Origin of the sequence: Peribacillus kribbensis DSM 17871, assembly GCF_000430765.1 — a bacterium.
Classification (GTDB): domain Bacteria; phylum Bacillota; class Bacilli; order Bacillales; family DSM-1321; genus Paraperibacillus; species Paraperibacillus kribbensis.
Genome location: NZ_KE387237.1, coordinates 263,117 through 283,213, shown reverse-complemented (window position 1 = coordinate 283,213; position 20,097 = coordinate 263,117). Strand labels below are relative to the sequence as shown.

General features: G+C 45.7%; 18 protein-coding genes and 1 pseudogene. 3 read left to right on the top strand and 16 right to left on the bottom strand.

The features are described 5' to 3' along the window. The 7 genes from H539_RS31490 to H539_RS0112510 form a co-directional block, all read right to left on the bottom strand. Positions 1-159, bottom strand: a complete 159-nt coding sequence (locus H539_RS31490; RefSeq protein WP_155890021.1) for a hypothetical protein — start codon at positions 157-159, stop codon at positions 1-3. A 125-nt stretch (positions 160-284) separates the two neighbouring features. After that, the gene (dtd, locus tag H539_RS0112535; protein WP_026693808.1) at positions 285-731 is read right to left on the bottom strand and encodes a D-aminoacyl-tRNA deacylase; all 447 of its coding nucleotides are present in this window, start codon (positions 729-731) and stop codon (positions 285-287) included. Between the two features lie 12 nt (positions 732-743). Next, positions 744-2,930 carry a RelA/SpoT family protein gene (locus H539_RS0112530; protein WP_026693807.1) on the bottom strand — a complete coding sequence of 729 codons (2,187 nt, stop codon included), beginning with the start codon at positions 2,928-2,930 and terminating at the stop codon, positions 744-746. 379 nt (positions 2,931-3,309) lie between these two features. Then, the gene (locus tag H539_RS0112525; RefSeq protein ID WP_026693806.1) at positions 3,310-3,822 is read right to left on the bottom strand and encodes an adenine phosphoribosyltransferase; all 513 of its coding nucleotides are present in this window, start codon (positions 3,820-3,822) and stop codon (positions 3,310-3,312) included. Beyond that, the gene (recJ, locus tag H539_RS0112520; protein WP_026693805.1) at positions 3,813-6,170 is read right to left on the bottom strand and encodes a single-stranded-DNA-specific exonuclease RecJ; all 2,358 of its coding nucleotides are present in this window, start codon (positions 6,168-6,170) and stop codon (positions 3,813-3,815) included. The genes H539_RS0112525 and recJ overlap by 10 nt, the downstream gene beginning before the upstream one ends. A gap of 109 nt (positions 6,171-6,279) precedes the next feature. Then, positions 6,280-8,535 carry a protein translocase subunit SecDF gene (gene secDF / locus H539_RS0112515; RefSeq protein ID WP_026693804.1) on the bottom strand — a complete coding sequence of 752 codons (2,256 nt, stop codon included), beginning with the start codon at positions 8,533-8,535 and terminating at the stop codon, positions 6,280-6,282. 225 nt (positions 8,536-8,760) lie between these two features. Further along, complete coding sequence (locus tag H539_RS0112510; RefSeq protein ID WP_026693803.1) at positions 8,761-9,060, bottom strand: post-transcriptional regulator; 300 nt, start codon at positions 9,058-9,060, stop codon at positions 8,761-8,763. Between the two features lie 158 nt (positions 9,061-9,218). Here H539_RS0112510 and spoVB point away from each other — a divergent pair, with 158 nt between their 5' ends. Both spoVB and H539_RS0112500 read left to right on the top strand, forming a co-directional pair. Further along, a complete protein-coding gene (gene spoVB / locus H539_RS0112505; RefSeq protein WP_026693802.1) occupies positions 9,219-10,760 on the top strand; it encodes a stage V sporulation protein B in 1,542 nt (513 codons plus the stop codon). Between the two features lie 163 nt (positions 10,761-10,923). Beyond that, entirely contained in the window at positions 10,924-11,307 is a 384-nt protein-coding gene (locus tag H539_RS0112500) for a TIGR04086 family membrane protein (RefSeq protein ID WP_026693801.1), read from the top strand. A 153-nt stretch (positions 11,308-11,460) separates the two neighbouring features. Here H539_RS0112500 and yajC read toward each other — a convergent pair whose 3' ends face one another. The 6 genes from yajC to H539_RS28435 all read right to left on the bottom strand — a co-directional run bounded on the left by yajC (position 11,461) and on the right by H539_RS28435 (position 16,969). After that, complete coding sequence (yajC, locus tag H539_RS0112495) at positions 11,461-11,748, bottom strand: preprotein translocase subunit YajC (protein WP_035322522.1); 288 nt, start codon at positions 11,746-11,748, stop codon at positions 11,461-11,463. 74 nt (positions 11,749-11,822) lie between these two features. Then, entirely contained in the window at positions 11,823-12,962 is a 1,140-nt protein-coding gene (gene tgt, locus H539_RS0112490; protein ID WP_026693799.1) for a tRNA guanosine(34) transglycosylase Tgt, read from the bottom strand. Between the two features lie 51 nt (positions 12,963-13,013). After that, the gene (gene queA / locus H539_RS0112485) at positions 13,014-14,042 is read right to left on the bottom strand and encodes a tRNA preQ1(34) S-adenosylmethionine ribosyltransferase-isomerase QueA (protein WP_026693798.1); all 1,029 of its coding nucleotides are present in this window, start codon (positions 14,040-14,042) and stop codon (positions 13,014-13,016) included. A gap of 576 nt (positions 14,043-14,618) precedes the next feature. After that, positions 14,619-15,623, bottom strand: coding sequence for a Holliday junction branch migration DNA helicase RuvB (gene ruvB, locus H539_RS0112470; protein WP_026693797.1), 1,005 nt, complete (start codon positions 15,621-15,623; stop codon positions 14,619-14,621). Between the two features lie 15 nt (positions 15,624-15,638). Then, positions 15,639-16,250 carry a Holliday junction branch migration protein RuvA gene (gene ruvA, locus H539_RS0112465; RefSeq protein ID WP_026693796.1) on the bottom strand — a complete coding sequence of 204 codons (612 nt, stop codon included), beginning with the start codon at positions 16,248-16,250 and terminating at the stop codon, positions 15,639-15,641. A gap of 179 nt (positions 16,251-16,429) precedes the next feature. Then, the gene (locus H539_RS28435) at positions 16,430-16,969 is read right to left on the bottom strand and encodes an intercompartmental signaling factor BofC (protein WP_035322520.1); all 540 of its coding nucleotides are present in this window, start codon (positions 16,967-16,969) and stop codon (positions 16,430-16,432) included. A 177-nt stretch (positions 16,970-17,146) separates the two neighbouring features. On the opposite strand from H539_RS28435, the gene H539_RS0112450 reads away from it, so the two are divergent. Next, positions 17,147-17,842 (top strand): SIMPL domain-containing protein, encoded by a 696-nt coding sequence (locus tag H539_RS0112450; RefSeq protein WP_026693794.1) that lies wholly within the window; start codon positions 17,147-17,149, stop codon positions 17,840-17,842. Positions 17,843-17,945: 103 nt separating this feature from the next. Here H539_RS0112450 and H539_RS30150 read toward each other — a convergent pair whose 3' ends face one another. The 3 genes and pseudogenes from H539_RS30150 to H539_RS31485 form a co-directional block, all read right to left on the bottom strand. After that, positions 17,946-18,608, bottom strand: a complete 663-nt coding sequence (locus H539_RS30150; RefSeq protein ID WP_051348559.1) for a YhcN/YlaJ family sporulation lipoprotein — start codon at positions 18,606-18,608, stop codon at positions 17,946-17,948. 93 nt (positions 18,609-18,701) lie between these two features. Then, on the bottom strand, positions 18,702-19,691 hold the full coding sequence (locus H539_RS0112440) for a phosphotransferase (RefSeq protein WP_035322517.1): 990 nt from the start codon (positions 19,689-19,691) through the stop codon (positions 18,702-18,704). Beyond that, positions 19,681-20,097: pseudogene (locus tag H539_RS31485) on the bottom strand (hypothetical protein); the annotation flags it as partial. The pseudogene H539_RS31485 and the gene H539_RS0112440, both read right to left, overlap by 11 nt.

Genomic DNA, 20,097 nt, shown 5'->3' with positions numbered 1-20,097 from the left:
TCATGAAGACCTTTTTTCAGCTGTGCCAGCGTTCTTTTGGCCTTCATCGGCCTCATGAAGACCTTTTTCTGCTATTCCAGCTTTCTTTTGTGAAGACCTCTTTTCTACTGCGCCAGCCTTGTTTCGGTTTTCTTCGGCCTCACGAAGACCTTTTTCCAACCTCCGCTTCTCCTGATCCTCGTCTGCCCCATACAATATACAATCCCTGACAAATAAATAAGCGGCTCAAGCTTATGGACGGTTACTGCTTTTCAGTCCACTAAAGCGAGCCGCTTTGTATGCTGTTATTTTTCTTTGCTGTCAATAATTAAAGTGACGGGGCCGTCATTCACCAGACTGACATCCATCATCGCCCCGAATTCGCCTGTCTCGACATGAACGCCTCTTTCCTGCAATTTTGCATTAAAAAGATCGTACATATGCCGGGCTTCCTCGGGCCGTGCGGCGTTCATGAAGTTAGGCCTTCTTCCCTTCCGGCAGTCACCGTAGAGAGTGAACTGAGAGATGGAGAGAATGTCCCCTCCCGTATCTTTCAAGGATAGATTCATTTTTTCATTTTCGTCCTCAAAAACACGGAGGTTGACCACCTTCTCCGCTAAATAATCCGCATCCTCTTCTGTATCTCCGTGAGTGATGCCCACCAGCAGGACAAAGCCTTTCTCTATCTGACCGATGATCCTGCTCTTTACCTTAACAGAGGCCGGGCCAGTCCGCTGCAATACAATTCTCATGGCAGATGCTCCTTAGTTCATAATCCGTCTTACTGCGTAGATGTCGTGAATCTGCTTGATGCGGTCCACTACCTTTTGCAGATGATTCACATTATTGATTGAAATGGACATATGGATGGTGGCTACCTTATTGCGGTCAGAGCGGCCCGAAACGGCAGATATATTAGTCTTGGTTTCATTCACTGCCTGAAGCACTTCGTTCAGCAGACCGCTCCTGTCATAACCATTAATCTCAATATCCACATTGTACTCTTTCCGTTCATTGAGGCCGCCCTCCCACTCGACTGGGATCAATCGGTCCTCTGCTTCCTCTGAAAGAAGGTTTGGACAGTCGGCACGGTGGACAGAGACCCCTCTGCCCTTTGTGATGTACCCGACAATTTCGTCACCGGGAACCGGGTTGCAGCATCTGGAAAGGCGGATTAAGAGATTATCAATATCTCTTACGCGGACGCCGGATTCCTTTTTCCTGCTATTCGGGAAGGTCTTGAGTTCCGGAACCGTTTCAAGAGCTGTTTCCTGTTCTTTTTTCTTTCTCCATTTTTCCGTTAGACGGTTGGCAATCTGGGCAGCCGTTATGCCATTGTATCCAACCGCTGCATACATATCCTCTTCGTTGGAAAAATTGAACTTATCTGCGACACGCTTGATATTCTCGTTTGTCAGGATCTCCTTTAGGTCAAACTCCATCGCGCGGATTTCCTTCTCGACCAGTTCTTTTCCTTTTTCTATATTTTCATCCCGTCTCTGCTTCTTAAAGAATTGACGTATTTTATTTTTTGCCTGCGAGGTCTGGGCCAGCTTCAGCCAGTCCTGACTGGGACCGTAAGAATGCTTAGACGTCAGAATTTCGACAATATCCCCGGTTTTCAGCTTATAATCAAGAGTGACCATTTTGCCGTTCACCTTGGCACCGATGGTCTTGTTCCCTATTTCTGAATGGATTCTGTAAGAGAAGTCAATTGGAACAGAGCCGGACGGCAGTTCAATGACATCCCCTTTTGGTGTAAATACATAGACCATATCCGAAAACAGGTCAACTTTAAGACCTTCCATGAATTCCTCTGCATTGGTGGCATCATTCTGGAATTCAAGGATTTCCCTGAACCAGTTTAATTTATTGCCAAGCTCAGAAGGGGAATCTGGTTTTTTATCCTCTTTGTACGCCCAATGCGCCGCAATACCGAATTCTGCGATCCTGTGCATCTCTACCGTACGGATCTGTACCTCGAGAGGATCTCCTTTAGGCCCGATCACCGTCGTATGAAGTGACTGGTACATATTCGGCTTGGGCATGGCGATATAATCTTTAAAACGGCCGGGCATCGGCTTCCAGCATGTATGAATGATTCCAAGGACCGCATAACAATCCTTAATATTGTTGACCACGATCCGTACTGCAAGGAGATCATAGATTTCGCTGAATTGTTTATTTTGAAGGGCCATTTTACGGTAGATGCTGTAGATATGCTTGGGCCTGCCGGATATATCTGCCTTGATATGGACATCCGACACCTGCTTGCGCACTTCTTCAATGACATCATCCAGATACTCTTCCCGCTCCGCCCTCTTCTTCTTCATGAGATTTACGATGCGATAATATTGCTGCGGATTCAGATACCTTAAGGCCGTATCCTCCAGCTCCCACTTTACCTTGGAAATTCCCAGACGATGGGCAAGCGGTGCGAAAATTTCCAGCGTCTCATTGGAGATGCGCCTTTGCTTTTCAATCGGAAGATGCTTAAGGGTCCTCATATTGTGAAGCCTGTCGGCCAGCTTAATGAGGATGACGCGCATATCCTGGGCCATGGCAACAAACATTTTCCGATGATTTTCTGCCTGCTGCTCTTCCTGTGACTTATACTTGATTTTCCCAAGCTTGGTCACACCATCTACAAGCATGGCTGTCTCTATTCCAAAGGCTTCCTTTAAATCCCCAAGGGTAACCTCAGTATCTTCCACCACATCATGCAAAAAACCGGCAGCAATCGTAGAGGCATCCATATGCAAATCTGCTAAGATCCCTGCTACTTGTACCGGGTGTATGATATAAGGCTCGCCGGATTTTCGGAATTGATTCCTATGGGCGTGTTCCGCAAATTTAAAAGCTTTTTCCAAAAAGGCGATATCATCCGAAGACAAATAGTCTTTTGCCTTCAGAATAACCTGATCCGCACTTAAAATTTGTTCATTTGCCATTCAATCACCTTTTTAATATATATAAGAGTAATCCGTGCAGATGAGCGCTTTTCATAAATCAGCCTCGAGTGGCGGACTTCTCCTTAATTTTTTCTAATTGTTACTATTATTAAAAAAAATGGGGCAGATGTAAAGGGAAAACAGCCTTTTTTGCCATATATCTCACAAATTCCCTGTCGAACTGAAAGGAAAACGCATACATCCCTCTTTTCATTTCTAATAATATTTTGGAATAGCAGGTCCATTCATTACAGCAAGGCGTAAAGAAGTTTTCTATTTGAATGAGGAAGTTGATTTTCAATAAAAACTGAAGGGGCGGATTCCTGCAAGACTGCTGTCAAAGGCAGTCATGCTTCGGAATCAGCCCCTTCTAGGACTATTAATATGTCATGAGAGTCAAAACATCGTAGTTATCAAGCTGTTTTCTTCCTTCAAGGTAAGAAAGCTCGATCAGGAATGCGATACCTGCCACAACGCCTCCAAGCTCTTCTACAAGCTTGATGGTTGCTTCAATCGTTCCTCCTGTAGCCAAAAGGTCATCTGTAATAAGAACGCGCTGCCCTGGCTTAATTGCATCTTTGTGGATGGTAAGAACATCCTTGCCGTACTCGAGGCCGTAAGATACTTTAACGGTCTCACGCGGAAGCTTTCCTTCCTTTCTGACAGGGGCAAAGCCTACTCCTAATGAGTAAGCTACCGGACAGCCGATAATAAATCCGCGTGCTTCCGGACCTACCACCAGGTCAATTTGTTTTTCACGGGCATATTCAACGATCTGGTCTGTTGCATATTTGTATGCTTCACCGTTATCCATCAGTGTTGTGATATCTTTAAAACGGATGCCCGGTTTCGGCCAGTCCTCTACGATCGTAATATATTGCTTTAAATCCATTGTTTATCCTCCTCAAGGATTACTGATACTCCTACTAATTGATTAAACTTTTCATATAACTCACGGTATGCCGCATAAAGCAATTCCTGCTCCAGTTCAAACTGCTCCTGCTTTTCACGATATGTAGGCGAATCGCTTAAATCCCGTTTATTTACATTTTTATTGAGTGTAATCAATCCATTGTTTATTTTAACAAATTCTAATTCAAAAAACACCTGCGACATAAAATTCACGGTTTCTTTCGACCAGCCTTTATGTTTAGCCAGCTCTCCCCCATGGGTTTTCAAGTCGAAGGAATCCCTTTTGGCCAGAAATGCATAATACCATTTAAAATGGTCTCTGGAAGGTCTTGTGCTGAAGAAATGGCTTTCCTCCTGATGGAAATGGATATAAATCCGCTCCGGAAGCTTTCCTTTCAGCAGGGAATAAAAGGCATCCCTCTGCACAGGCATATCGAACAGGACCACATTGCAGCCATCGAGAATGACATGTTCAAATCCTTCTTCCACAACTTCTGCATTCTCATGAAATTTCTCTTCAATCAAGGAGAGAGATTCCTTATGGAACAAGATGATTTTAAGATTGTCCTTAGGAATGTTCTGCAGCCATCTGGATGCAGGCTTCATTCCTCTAAAGTCGAATAGCTGCCAGCCGCTGACCGCCAAATCATGCATGAATATCTGCGGCTTCCGGATATTATTCCAGACATTGACGGAAAGCTCCCCTATGACGGACAATTTGGAGTAAGGAGAGATATGGTCAAAATGCTCTCCAAGACCGAACCCGACACCATCAAGCAACACTCCGCCGCTGCCGAGGGAGATTTTTAGATGGTCCTGTCCTGCACCAATCTTTTTAATAGAGCTCATAGGTACATTTTCAATCAGAAAACGGGGTTTTGGATTCCCCATGCCAAACGGGGCCATGGATCCCATTTCTTCGATTGCAGAAAGAGTGACTTCCTCTACTCCGACCTGACAATCCAGCTTAGATACAGGAATAAAATCCTCACTGTCCAGGATGGACAAGGCCCGTTCATTCATCCTTGCCCTTAATTCAGCGACATCCTCAAGTTTCAGTGTCATTCCTGCCGCCATGGGATGTCCCCCAAAGTGAGGCAGGATATCACGGCACTCCGACAAATTCTTAAACAAGTCAAAGCCTTCAATACTTCTTGCCGATCCCTTTGCAATTCCCTTTTCCTGATCAAAGCTGAGAACAATGGCCGGCCGGTAAAACTTATCGACCAGCTTGGATGCGACAATACCGACAATACCGGGGTTCCAGCCTTCCTTGCCCACGACAAGGATCCCATTTTCCTCAGGAGGGAAATTCTCCTGAACTTCCCTGACCGCTTCCTCCACTGTCTCGCTCACAATGGCCTGGCGTTCTTTGTTCAAGGCATTGATTTCAGCCGCTATAATCTCCGCCTCATTCATATCATCAGAAAGCAGCAGCTCCACTGCCGGAGCGGCGCTTCCAAGCCTGCCAGCTGCATTGATCCTTGGTCCAAGACCGAAGCCGACCGTTTCTTCTGTAATTTCCTCCTGCTTGACATTCGCTTTCTTGAAAAGCGCCAGCAGACCCAGCCTGCGGGTTTCTTTCAGCTTTTGGATACCGGCGTATGCCAGAAGACGGTTTTCGCCAAATAGAGGCACTAAGTCCGCGATGGTGCCGATCGAGGCAATATCCAGGAGATCATGCGGGACCGCACCCTTAAGGGCATGTGCCACCTTAAAGGCAACTCCAGCCCCGGCCAATTCTTTGAACGGATATCCCCCGCCAGGAAGCTTAGGATGGATGATCGCTAAAGACTTAGGAAGCTCTTTGCCCGGCTCATGATGGTCTGTAATTATATAATCAATTCCAGCATCAGCAAGAAATTGGGCCTCAGCCAGTGCAGAGATACCTGTATCTACTGTAATGATCAGGGTATATCCTTCCTCCACTGCCTTCTGGAAGGCAGGAATATTGGGTCCATAGCCTTCCGTAAACCGGTTGGGTATATAATAATGGACCTCGGCTCCAAGCTCCCTGAGGGTTATCATCAAAATGGACGTACTGCTCACACCATCCGCATCATAATCTCCAAAAATTAAAATCTTCTCTTTATTTTCAATGGCCTGCCGGATCCTGTCCACGGCCTTTTGCATATCATCAAAAAGAAAAGGATCATGAAACGGCTCTTCAGCAGCAGCCAAAAAAGAACGCGCCGAATCCGCGGTTTCCAATCCCCGGTTAACCAACAGCCTTGCAACAAGAGGCGTTATGTGTAAACTACTCACCAATTCATTCACTTTTTCGCTGTCTGTTTCACTCACAACCCAGCGGGTCTTTGACTTAAGCATAACTTCACCCCTTAACCTTCCTTATTATACAAAAGACAAAGACTGCAGGCAAACCCAGTTTTCACCTGAGTTTATCTGCAGTCTTATGTTCACTTAAAGCTTTTTACTATTAAACTTGAGGCTCTGAGCCTGATTTCTTCTTTTCGACATACGTCTGAAGTGTACCCTTTTTCTTAAGCTCTTTTTCCTTTAGATCCAGCCAGATCTGGGATGCGATAAACAGTGATGAATACACACCGCAGATTAATCCCAGAAGAAGGGCAAGCGAGAAGCCGGTCAGAGATCCGCTTCCAAAGATCAGAAGGGCAATGACAGGAATGATGACCATTAATACAGTATTGACGGAACGGCCGAAGGTCTGCCGCAGACTTAAGTTTACGATGTCTTCGAGTTCCTTGATGTCCTTGATCTTCCTCTTCTTCTTCATGTTTTCCCTGATACGGTCAAACGTTACAATCGTATCGTTGATCGAGTAACCCACGATGGTAAGGACTGCCGCAATAAAGGTAATGTCGACTTCCATTCTGATCAAGCTGAAAATCGTAATGATGAAGAAGGCATCATGCAGCAGGGCCAGTACGGCCGGGAAGGCCATCCGCCATTCATATCTCAGCGTTACATAAATGATGATGCCGGCTGAAGCAATGAGCAGTGCATAAAAGGCATTTTTTGCAAGCTCTCTGCCGACTGTCGGCGATACCGTGCTGACAGAAGGCTCAGAACCGTACTTGTCCTCAAAGTGGTTTTTCACTTTGGAGATTTCTTCTTTATTCAGTACACCTTTCAGTCTTGCAACAGCTGTTGAGTTGTCGGAACCGGAAAGCACGATGTCATCAGATTCAAGATTCAAGCCTTTCAGTTCCTGGTTCACCTGATTTGCAGTAAGCGAATGATCAGCCTTAATCTCCAGGCGTGTACCGCTTGTGAAGTCAATGGCCAAATTCAGCTTGAACACAAGCAGGAAGATGATTCCTATTACTGTGACGACTGTAGAGAAGATATAGAACTTTTTCCGATGCTTCACGAAATCGATTTTATCGAATCGGGTTGGCATGCTGAATGGATCCTTGGAATCCTTGAGATCATGGATGTCCGCTTTTCTAACGCCGAACCAGCCAAACTTCTTATTAAGGAAGCCGCTCTGCACCCACAGGCTGAGAAGCAGCCTTGATAAAAATACATTCGTGATAAAGCTGACCAGAACCGCGATGATCAGCATGGTCGCAAATCCTCTTACAGAGCTTGTACCAAATTGGAACAGAACTGCTGCAGCAAGAAGGGTTGTTAAGTTTGCGTCCAGGATCGTAATGAACGAGTGCTTATTACCCGCAGCAAATGCCGACTTTATGGTGCGGCCAAGCTTAATTTCATCCTTGATCCGTTCATAGGTAATGATATTGGTATCCACGGCTATCCCCACACCGAGGACGAGTGCCGCAAGTCCTGGGAGCGTGAGAACGCCGTGCATCATCTGGAAGATCAACAGTGTCAGATAAAGATAGGCAGCAAGTGTGATCACGGCAATAAAGCCTGTGAAACGGTAATACACCAGCATGAACAGGAAGATCAACGCAATGCCGATGATTCCTGCTTCAATGGTCTGATGAAGGGCCTGCTCCCCGAATTTCGCACCAACCGAAGTTGAATATTTCTCTTTCAGTTCAACCGGCAGTGCTCCTGCATTTAACAGGTTGGCAAGCTCGGTCGCTTCTTCTACCTTAAAGTTTCCGGTTATGTAGACCGTTTTAGAATCGATGATCTTGTCTACCGCAGGGGCAGAAATCATATTGTCACGTGAATCTGTCTTTTTGAATGAATCTTTCCCGTCTACAAAATCAAGCCAGATGGCGAGTACATTCGTTCCCTGAGGCATCTGGGAAATGGTCTGGGTGATGTTCTTGAATTTATTTGCATCCTTCAGTGTTACCTCTACTGCAGGAGAGTTATCATAGAACGTCTGCTTGGCGCCATTTTCCTGTAAATCTTTTCCGCTCAGCATCACCTTGTCATTAAAGTCGCGGAAGGAAAGCTTTGCCTGGGTGGATAGGATATCCCTTGCCTTCGCCTGGTCTTTGACCCCTGCAAGCTGGACACGGATCCGGTCCTTTCCTTCGATTTGGATGTTAGGCTCACTCACACCAAGGACGTTAACACGCCTTTCCAGTGCGCTCGCTGTGCTTTTCAGTGTTTCCTGTGTGACTTTCTTCCCTTTTTCCGGTTTCACCTGGTACAGAACCTCAAATCCGCCCTGGAGATCGAGCCCAAGGTTGATCTTGTTCATTATACCGGTAGACGTACTTCCTACCGTTGCTATTAAAGCTAGCAGCAAGATAAAAAAGGCAACAATTCTAGCTCTTTTTACCATTCTGTATTTGCCCCCTCATTTCTGTCGATATTTGTTACAGTTTACCACAAGGATCTCGCTTTCCTGCATCACTCCTATCCTCTAAACTATCGCAATATAAAGAAAGCCTGGCTCACGCCAAGCATGGATTCTGGCATATCAGCTTCAAGATGGCAGGAAAAGCCATTTAACATCACTATTATGAGTCAATTTAACAGCACTGTCAATTTGGTTTTGTTTAAGTTTTCAGGATAATAGATCTTTTAATTCCTCTTTTCCTTCTTCTGTCAGCAGCGATGGCTGTTTGTATGCTTCGATTACAGCAAAATTCATGAAATCTACAGCTGTGAGAGAAAGAATATCTTCTACAACTTCAAAGAGCCTTTTCTCTTCCTTTGGAGCTTTCCACTTTTTTTTGGTGAGAAACAGCCATATTTCATCCACGCTGACTTCACCGTATCCAAGCAGAGAGTATTCATCTGCCTTAGATTCGAGTGCGGGCATGACGTTTTCTTTAAAATGGTCGTACGGATGCTGATTGCTCATTAAAAGCTCCCCTATTCATAATTGGGGAATGTGCGGCTTATATCCCCTGTTATACAGGAAGGTTCCATTTTACGAAAGACCTGTCATGCTTTGTCCACCTGCCTGCATATAGATAATTGTATATGAAAGAATTACTTTTGAGAAGGCAGGGATTCATGTTGTCAAAGTTTTTAAGAGGAACCATGATTCTTTTAGCCGCCGGCTTAGTTACAAGAATTCTGGGATTTGTAAATAGAATTGTTGTCGCCCGCTCCATCGGCGGAGAAGGGGTAGGGCTTTTCATGATGGCCTTTCCCACCCTCATCCTGGTCATTTCCATCATCCAGCTCGGCCTGCCGGTTGCAATATCTAAATGTGTAGCAGAAGCCTTATCAAAAAACGATGAGAAGAAGGTAAAAAGAATCCTGGTTGTTTCTTTAAGTACTACCCTTGGGCTGGCATTTCTTTTCACTCCGCTCTTGATCCTTTGCTCCCCTCTTTTATCTTCCTATGTATTCACTGATAAAAGGATCATCTATCCGCTTTTAGCCATGACTCCGGTCATTCCGATCGTTGCCGTCTCCTCTGTTTTAAGAGGATATTTCCAGGGCAGGCAGAACATGAAGCCTGCGGCCTATTCTCAAGTGATCGAGCAGGTAGTGAGGATTACGCTTGTCGCTTTTTTAACCGCTAAATTCCTGCCTTACGGAGTGGAATATGCTGCCGCCGCGGCTATGGCTGCAAATGTAGCAGGAGAGCTCATTTCCCTTTTTTATCTGCTGACCATGTTCAAAATGAAAAAACACTTTCGATTTCGTAAAAATTTCTTCAAATCCGTCAAAACAGGAAGAAGCACCTTTAATGAGCTGATGGAAGTGGCCCTCCCTACGACAGGCGGACGGCTGATCGGCTCTATCTCCTGGTTTGCAGAACCTATTGTCGTTTCACAGAGTCTGGCTATGGCTGGTGTAGCCTCCACCCTGGCCACTAAACAATATGGGGAGCTTACGGGCTTTGCTCTTCCGCTTTTAATGCTCCCTTCCTTCGTCACCTTTTCCCTATCCACTGCGTTGATTCCGGCCATCAGCGAAGCCCATTATACAGGAAACATGAGGCTGGTCGAACACAGGCTGCAGCAGGCTTTGCGTTTATCCTTTATAACGGGTGCCCTGTCAGCTGTAGTCCTCTATGTCCTGGCGGATCCATTAATGGAAGCTCTGTATGGCACTTCCAATGCTGCAGTTTTCATTAAATTCCTGGCACCTTTTTTTATCTTTTCCTACTACCAGGCTCCCTTGCAGGCAGCTCTTCAAGCTATGAATCTGGCAAAGGCAGCCATGTATAACAGCCTGATAGGCGCTATCATGAAAACGGCAATCATTTTCATCTTCGCATCCCGGGAAAACATCGGCATAATGGGAGCTGCTGCAGGAATTGCTGTTGGGACCGTCCTGGTCACCATGCTTCATTATGCGACCATCATGAAAAAAATCAATATGAGCATCCATGTCAGGCCGTATTTGTTCACTTTCATCGCAATGGCTCCTACAGGTGCCGCAGGATATTATGCTTATCACAGCCTGCTTGTTCAGCTTCCTTCAGCCCTGCAATTAATTGTCAGTATCCTGATTATGACAGCCATTTTTATCATTTTCGTATTTACATTCAATTTAATCACCAAAGAAGAAACGAAGCGGATTTCCCTTCTGTTTTTCAGGTGAAGAGCAATCTTTTATTCTACTTTGTAAAAAACCTGAATATGCTTGTACTGACGAAACAGAACTTTCGTGCCATATATTCTGGCCAGGCATCCAGTCATCAAAAACCATGCATGCACAAGTGCACCTTTATAAAAGAATTAGATTGTAAAAGGAGAGGAATCAGGTGGAATCGAGAAAAATGGGGAGTGCGGTATTATACGGGGTCATCTCAATCTTTATTTTGGCAGTGATTTCAAGTCTTGTCTTTTCCTTGCTGCTTCGTTTTACATCTCTCACAGAGTCATCCCTCACCTATCCCATCATGGCCGCTTCCTTCATCAGCCTGTTCATCGGCGGCTTCATCAGCGGGGGGAGAGGAAGGAGACAGGGCTGGCTCCTCGGGGGAGGTACCGGGCTTTTATATACGCTCCTGGTTTTTCTGTTTCAATACCTGGGGCACGATGCCTTATTTTCTCTGAAGCAGCTCATCTATCATGTCTGCTTTACCTTAACCGCCATGATGGGAGCCATACTCGGCGTCAACATGAGCGGCGGAGCGGATAAATAAGCGTGTAACATGGAATTGGATTATTCCCGGCTTTCCTGCACTGGATGAAAGCAACTCATCCCGACCCAATTCTTTGGCTAAATAAAAAGGCAGCTTCCCAATAGCCAGGACTGCATGAATCGCAGACCAGCTTTTGGAAAGCTGCCTTTTATCTTATTTTTCTAGTGATACACTTTTTTCCGGTGCTTTGTCCACTACTTCACGTACAGCAGATCTGTCAAATGTCAGTCTGCTGCCGTCGCCGCAGCGAATCACCAGGATTTTGTCATCAAGAGAATCCACTATTCCGTGAAGACCCCCAATCGTTACAATCTTATCTCCTTTTGCAAGGCCGCCCTGCATAGTCTGTACATTTCTTTGACGCTTCTGCTGAGGACGAATCAGCAGGAAGTAAAAGATTACAAACATAAGCAGCAAAGGCAATATTGCTCCTAAACTCATGATTTCCCTCCTTTCATATCGTTCAAGCCTTATATAGCAGTCATGTAACTGCGAAAAGCTTTATATCGAGTTAGTTAAAAGTTTTTTGCATCGGGTTTATTAAATCCATACTTCTCAAAAAACTCTTCCCTGAAGTCACCCAGACGGTCTTCCCTGATAGCCTGTCTAACTTGCTCCATTAAGTTTACCAGAAAGTGAAGGTTATGGTAAGTCGTTAATCGAATTCCAAGAGTTTCATCACAGCGGATTAAATGGCGCACATAGGCTCTGGTATAATTTTTGCATACATGGCAGTCGCAGTTTTCATCCAGCGGACCAAAATCCCGTGCATATTTTGCATTTTTTATAACAACCCGTCCGTTGCTGGTCATCAATGTGCCATTCCTTGCAATCCTTGTAGGGAGAACACAGTCAAACATATCGATGCCCCTGATCGCACCATCAATCAAGGAATCCGGAGAGCCTACGCCCATAAGATAACGCGGTTTATCCGCAGGCAGAAGCGGCGTGGTGAATTCAAGCACCCTGTTCATGACATCCTTAGGCTCACCCACTGACAGCCCGCCCACTGCATAACCCGGAAAATCAAGGGAAGTCAGATCACGCGCACTCTGTTTTCTAAGCTCTTCATATTCTCCCCCCTGGATAATGCCGAATAAGCCTTGATCCTGAGGGCGGCCATGCGCATTCAGGCAGCGTTCTGCCCATCTGGACGTACGCTCAACAGACTTTTTCATGTATTCAAAGGAAGCAGGATAAGGCGGACATTCATCAAAGGCCATCATAATGTCTGATCCCAGGTCATTCTGGATCTGCATGGCCTTTTCCGGAGAAAGGAATAGCTTATCGCCATTAAGATGGTTCCTAAAATGAACTCCTTCCTCTTCAATCTTGCGGAATTGGCTGAGGCTGAATACCTGGAAGCCCCCTGAATCAGTCAGGATCGCTCTGTCCCAGTTCATGAACTTATGCAGGCCTCCCGCTTCTTTAATAAGCTCATTTCCCGGACGCAGCCAAAGGTGGTAGGTATTGCTCAGAATAATTCCCGCACCAATTCCCTTTAATTCCTCAGGTGACATGGTTTTAACGGTTGCAAGAGTCCCAACCGGCATGAATACAGGTGTTTCAAAGGAGCCGTGGGGGGTGTGCACAATCCCGAGGCGCGCTCCTGTCTGCTTACATGTTTTTATATGTTCGTATCTAATCGGATTCAACTAGTGTATCTCCTTCCATATCTCCCCGCCGGGCCATAAGCCGGCTTGCTGTTAACGTATAAACATTGCATCTCCAAAGCTGAAGAAGCGGTATTTCTCTTCCACTGCCGTATTATAGGCGTGCAGGATATGTTCCCTGCTTGCCAGGGCGCTCACAAGCATAATAAGCGTAGATTTTGGCAGATGGAAATTGGTGATCATTCCATCAATCGCCTTCCATTCATATCCCGGGAAGATGAAAATATCCGTCCAGCCTGAATCTTCCCTGAACTCGCCATCAAATTTTGCTGCGATGGATTCCAGAGTCCTGGTGGAAGTAGTCCCGACCGTAATGATCCGTCTTCCTTCCTGCTTGGCTTCGTTTAAAAGCCGGGCTGTGCCTTCTGTCATCATATAGAATTCGGAATGCATTTCATGCTTATCCACATCCTCTACATTCACCGGCCTGAATGTGCCGAGACCTACATGCAGGGTAATAAAAGCAATCTGGACTCCCATTTCCTTGATTTCTGCCAGAAGCTCCTCTGTAAAGTGAAGGCCTGCTGTCGGCGCAGCGGCCGATCCACGTTCCCTTGCATATACAGTCTGGTAGCGGTCCTGGTCCTCAAGCTGTTCTTTGATATATGGAGGCAGCGGCATCTGTCCCAGTTCTTCCAGCACTTCATAAAAGATGCCTTCATATTGGAATTCCAGGATCCTTCCGCCATGTGTGCCTACATCATGGCAGACAGCTTTCAGCTGTCCATCCCCAAAACTGATCTCGGTTCCTTCTTTAATCCGCTTGGCAGGCTTTACAAGGGCCTCCCACTTATCTCCTTCAAGCTGCTTCAGAAGCAAGACTTCAATCTTCGCCCCTGTATCGTCTTTTACACCAAACAGCCTGGCAGGAAGGACTTTAGTATCGTTTAAAACGAGTACATCGCCTTCAGTCAAATAGGTTTTAATGTTCTTGAAGACCTCGTGCTGAATTTCGCCTGTCTTCTTATCAAGAACCATAAGCCTGCTTTCGGCCCTCTGTTCAAGAGGGGTCTGGGCAATCAGTTCCTCTGGCAAATGAAAATCAAACAATTCCACTTTCATCTGTAACACTTCCGTTCTATCACTGTTTTTCTTTGCTGATTTTTTGCATACTTAAGTATTTTAGCAAAAAGGAGCCCTAGCCTGCTCGTCTTATGCCTGTCAGGCAGCTGCTTTTCAATGAGACTGATTTTTATATTTTATTTCTGCATCATACAGCTTTAATTATGTTTGTCACTGAAAAGCACCGTTCTACGCTTTTTCTGTAATCCAGCTCCAAGCTGAGACCCTCGAGTCATAAGCCAATCCGGCTATGGGAAGAAAATCGCTTCCCACAGCCGGCTCGTCTTATGCTTTTCGGGTCTCTGCCTGCTAACAAAGTTATTTATCTTAATTGGATCCAATTTCATGCTGCCTCAAAAAAGAGAGATCTGGCAGGCACCGCTTTACGCTTTTTCTGTTCCAGCTCCGAACTGCCGCCTTCGGTCATAAGCCAATCAGTCCATGGGAAGAAAAGGCACTTCCCATAGCCTGCTCGTCTTATGCCTGTCAGGCAGCTGCTTTTCAATGAAACTGATTTTTATATTTTATTTCTGCATCATACAGCTTTAATTATGTTTGTCACTGAAAAGCACCGTTCTACGCTTTATGTGGCACTTCGATATTAAAATGTTTATATACGAGGTCTGTTGCGATTCTTCCGCGGGGGGTCCGCTGGAGGAAGCCTATTTGCAGCAGGTAGGGTTCGTATACGTCTTCGATTGTATGGGATTCTTCTCCTACGGTGGCTGCGATGGTTTCGAGGCCAACAGGTCCTCCTTTGAAGCGTTCGATGATCCCCTTAAGTAATTTATGGTCAATATGATCTAATCCTAAACGGTCAACCTGCATCAATTCCAATGCATGGGCTGCAAGCCTGGTGTTGATGAGGCCGTCTCCCTTCACCTGGGCAAAATCTCTTACCCTGCGGAGCAGGCGGTTGGCGATCCTCGGGGTTCCCCTCGACCTGCGGGCAATCTCATCGGCCGCTTCATGATCGATTTCTGTATTTAAAATATCCGCTGTACGGATGATGATCTGCTTCAGCTGTTCTACTGTGTAATATTCCAGCCTGCTTAGTACACCGAAGCGGTCACGAAGAGGCGCGGAAAGGGAACCGGCCCTTGTTGTGGCACCCACAAGAGTGAAGGGCGGCAAATCGATCCTGACAGAGCGTGCCGACGGTCCTTTACCAATCACAATATCCAGGCAGAAATCCTCCATTGCCGGATAGAGCACTTCCTCCACGGCTCTCGGAAGCCTGTGGATTTCATCTATGAACAGGACGTCTCCCGGCTGCAGGGCGCTGAGGATCGCCGCCAGGTCCCCCGGCCTTTCAATGGCAGGACCTGCAGTGGTACGGATGTTGACTCCCATTTCATTTGCAATGATGGCAGCAAGGGTCGTCTTTCCAAGACCCGGCGGGCCGTATAATAATACGTGATCCAGGGTTTCTTCCCGGATTTTCGCCGCTTCGATAAAGATCTCCAAATTGGATTTTACTTTTTCCTGACCAATATATTGCGTTAATTTTTGAGGCCGTAAGCTTAGTTCATAGGAAAATTCATTGGCATCTGCTTCCTGGTCCACAATTCGATCTTCCATATGCTTTTGCACCTCCTATTTTAATAAGGACTTTAAAGCAAGCTTGATGTATTCTTCCGTGGTATGCGCCTCTTTGCTCAGTTCCTTTGCCGCCTTCACGGTCTCCTTTTCGGAATAGCCAAGGGCCTTTAAGGCCAGCAGCGCTTCTTCCAGCTCAGGCGTATAGCCGCTTGGGTTGTATTCCGGGACACCGTCATTGAATAGGTTCGGGAAATATTCCGGTACAACATTCTCAAGCTTCCCTTTTAAATCCAGGATCATTTGGCGTGCGGTCTTTTTCCCTACCCCAGGGAATTTCACCAGATATTTTTCGTCTTCATTTTCAATTGCCTGAACAACTTGCTCAACCTGCCCGGAGGCAAGAATGGCAAGCGCCCCTTTCGGCCCTATGCCGGTTACGTTCAGCAGCTTGGTGAACAAGGCTTTTTCTTCTCTCGCCTCGAAGCCGTACAGGGCTGCCGTGTCTTCCCGGACATAATGATATACATATATTTTAACCGTTTGATTTTCCTTTTTTGAAAAAATAAAAGGATTGGGCATCATGATTTGAAACCCGATCCCGTTATTATCAATAACTATGTACTCCGGTCCTATATAATCTACAATACCTTTAATAAAATCGTACAACTAGTTTCGCTCCTCTTCTTTGCTGTACACCATTTTACCATACAATAGAGGGGAAGTTGACAAAAATATTGTGAACATTTGTTCGCGGTATAGACTAAACTCTATTACAAGCAGCACAAAGTTAAAAGACTGCAGGAAAAGCACATCCACGGTGCTTTTCTGCAGTCCAAAAGGCAGCATTACGGAGCTGCCTTATTTACTTTATATCCTTGAAATGTTTCAAGGACATCCTCATATTGTTGTTTGGTCGAGATTTTTATACCGAGATTCAGCTGTTTCTGTTTGTTTCCCTCCAGCTTTTTCATGTCAAGCTGAAAAAAGGATTGGATGATATCCGCTGCACCTGGTTTTCCATTAAAAATCGATAAGGTTCCGTCTTTGCAGACGCCGAAATACCCATTTGTCTTTAGCAATGGTGAAATGTCGTTTACTTCCTTCTGGAATATGATCCGTTTTTCATTCTGTTTCACCAGCTCCCAGCCGGTATACTGAGCCCAGAAATCCTCCATGGACCAGATGGTTTCCCTTACGGTTTCTTCACTGATTTCGCCGTCAATATAAATTCTCTGGAGGATCACCTGTCTTGTGATAGGGCCTCCCGGCTCGCTATCCTGGCTGCCGGCCGGTGTCTTTCCGGCTGCCGTTCCCTGCTGGGCAGTTACCTGTGACGCTCCTGGAAGAAGAATAAGAATACTTAAAAGAACGGCTTTATATTTCATTCTAATCACCTTACTCAAGATCTATTTACTGTTATCCTTTCCAATTTTCCACAATCTATCCATTAACGTTCAAGAATTCAGGCTTTGCCGTGCGCTCCTAGAATCTTTCTGTCACAGTCATCATATATTTCTCCTATATTCGTCTGCCTATAGTTCAGGATAATGGGAAAAGACAGTTTGGATAGGGAGGGATCCAGAATCGTCCACAGAGCAGCATTTTCTGAAGGTTTAAGACTGCAGGGAGCTTCCCCCTTCGTTCAAACTGAAGGAACCGGGAGCATAAAAGCCGTTCCTGATAGAGGGACACTCCTGGCCGGAACGGTGACAGAAGGGAAAAATGCAAGCGAAGTTCAGAGGCAGAATGCAGAAGAAGCCGCAAGTATCCTTGCGGCTGTGACATCAGCAGGAATTCCAAGAAAAAATATCCAGACATCTGAATACCGGCTTGACATAGTGTATGATTATGCAGAAGGAAAGCAGGTCCTAAAAGGCTATCGCGCTTCGCATATTTTTTCCATTCTCCTGGAAAACATTTCAGCAGCAGGGGGAATCATCGATACTGCCGCAAGAAGCGGAGCCAATTATATATCCGGGATCACATTCCAGCTCTCCAATTTTTCATATTATTATAACCAGGCCCTTATTCTTGCCGCTCGGCAGGCTAAAGAAAAAGCGGCTGCCATTGCAGGGGCATCCGGCTTATCGCTGAACCCGATGGCAGCAGAAATTTCCGAAATAACAAATGGAATATCGGTCCCAAGAGTAAAAAGCTTCGCATCTGCAGGTTCCCCCATGATCCAGACTCCCATTGAGCCAGGAGAAATGACAGTGGAAGCAAAGGTATTGGCAAAATTCTTTATACAGTACTCCTAACCCGCAGGGCAGCAGATTGAATTAACCGCCATGATTAAGGCAGTCTAAACACCATTTTCAGTAAGCAGAAAAAGAGGCGCGTTAGCATGCCTCTTCTTCCAGCTTAATAAGCATGGTCAGTGCCGGTATTTTCAAAGAGATCCTTCAAATCTTCCTCTGCAGGTCCAGCCGGCCCGCCTTGTCTCAAATCATTATCAAGTCTGACAATTCTTTGATACGTGCCTTTGTCTGTGACAACCCTCACTTCTTTTCCGGGGGCAAATGCCTTCAGCTGCCTCTCCAGCTCCCTGCTTGTCATTTTCCTATTTTTATTCTCAAATAAAATAACGGCGACTAAAACTTTTTCCTTATACACCGCCGCCCGTGCCGAACTGACATTGTGGTTTTTGGCAGCCTGGCGCCCCAGCCCTTCTGCAAGCTGCCCCTGATAGGCGTTATAGTAGCTTGAACGCACCTGATACCCCTCGGGCTTCCCTATCTGATTATGATAATTCCGGTCATAATTGCTGTGTCCATTCCCTTGATAGACTGCATCTTCACCGTCTTTCTTAGAAGTGAAGTCATTTTTTTGATTTGTATCCCTTTTTCCCGTTGTGATGTTAAACAGCCTCGGAATCAGTCCTGCCTTATTATTAGCTATCAAATCCTTATTGCTGTTGTACACGGGATGATTGCCGTTTAGGCCATATTCGGTTTTCCCCTGACCGCTGCAGGCTGCAAGCAGAAGGGAAAACAGGAAGATACATACGATTTTCCGGCCCTTCAATGATAAAACCCCCATATAAGAAATACTTTTGAGGCTCACTTACTTGAATCCCCTGTCTTAGTATTTTTATAAGAGGGTCATTTTATTGATGTCTCAATTCTTTCTAGTCTGCAATTTCCTGATTCTTTGTTCTAGTTCCTTTGTAAAATGTGCACGCTGCTCAAAACCTTCAACCGTCAGTCTCCAGACATTATGCAGATGCACCTGGCTTCCAAGCAGGTTTTCTCTGATCAGCCGGTTCCACTCCCGGTAAATATCGGAAGGATATGCCAGGGCATACAAAAACGAAAGGTCATCGTGATATTTTTTCAGGATTTTATGTGACCAGAGTTCTTTTGAAGAAAAAGAGATGAACGGAAGGATACGATTGGCATATTGAAGATAATCAAAGATCGCCGGCCCTTTAGCCGCAAGATCCCAATCGATTAAATATAGCTCCCCGCTTTCGGTCCTTAAAAAATTATGATGGGCCACGTCTCCATGAAGGATCACAACGGGCCCATTATACAAAAGGGATTGCTGTTCCTTTAATCCTTTTAGGGCCCAGCGCCCATCTTTAACCGCTTTTTTTATGATCGCATGAGGCAGAAACTCTTCTATTACTTTGGTATTCAGCTCAAACTCAGACAGTCGTGCTGTCCATTTGGCTATCTGGTCAAACCTTGACATGGTACGCAGGCTTTTGTTTTCTGCAAATTTCTGTGAAATCCGATGAAGTCCATCCAGCAGTAACAGGCCTTCATCCCTGTTTTCTTTATGGATAAAGGAGAATCTTTCATTATGCGGCGGCAGATACTCGATGAAGCCATAATATAAACCTTTGTCTTCTAAAGGAGGTATGTTATATAAAAAACTATATGTTTTAGTAAACCCATTTCCCTTCAGAAGGAAAGTCAAAGCTTTTTGAAGCTCGTATTTCCTTTTACTGGAAAACCCTTTAAAGAAATATCTGCCTCTCAAGGTTTCAATCAGGAAAACATTTTTCCTGATTCTTTCTATCCGCTTTGTTCTTATCCCATGTCCGGCCAGATACCTGAGAAGACGAGTGCGGAAAGCACTGTCTTCTTTCTGTTTATGGTTCATAGTCCTCGCTTTCATCAGCATAGCCCGAGGCTGCATAATACGGCGGGTTAGCCGGGAAAGGACCGGAAAATCCGTATGGTACAGGCTGGAAGGGCTGGGACATGGCATAAGGGGTCATTTCACCTGGAGGCATTCCCCACTGAAGATAGGGCGGCGGTGCCTCGAATGGCGGATTCTGAGGCCTAAATTCCTGCGGCTGGAATATGGACGGCTGCATGTATTCTCCTTGTTCCACGGAGCCTGGACTATATACTTCATACTGTCCCTGGCTGAATTCCCTCATATCCCCCGCATAAGGCGGCTGGCCGTATCCTGCCTGCATATCTCCCCCATATGGCGGCTGGCCGTATCCCGGCTGGTTCATTCCTCCTCCCTGCGGAGGCTGGCCGTACCCTGCCTGCATATC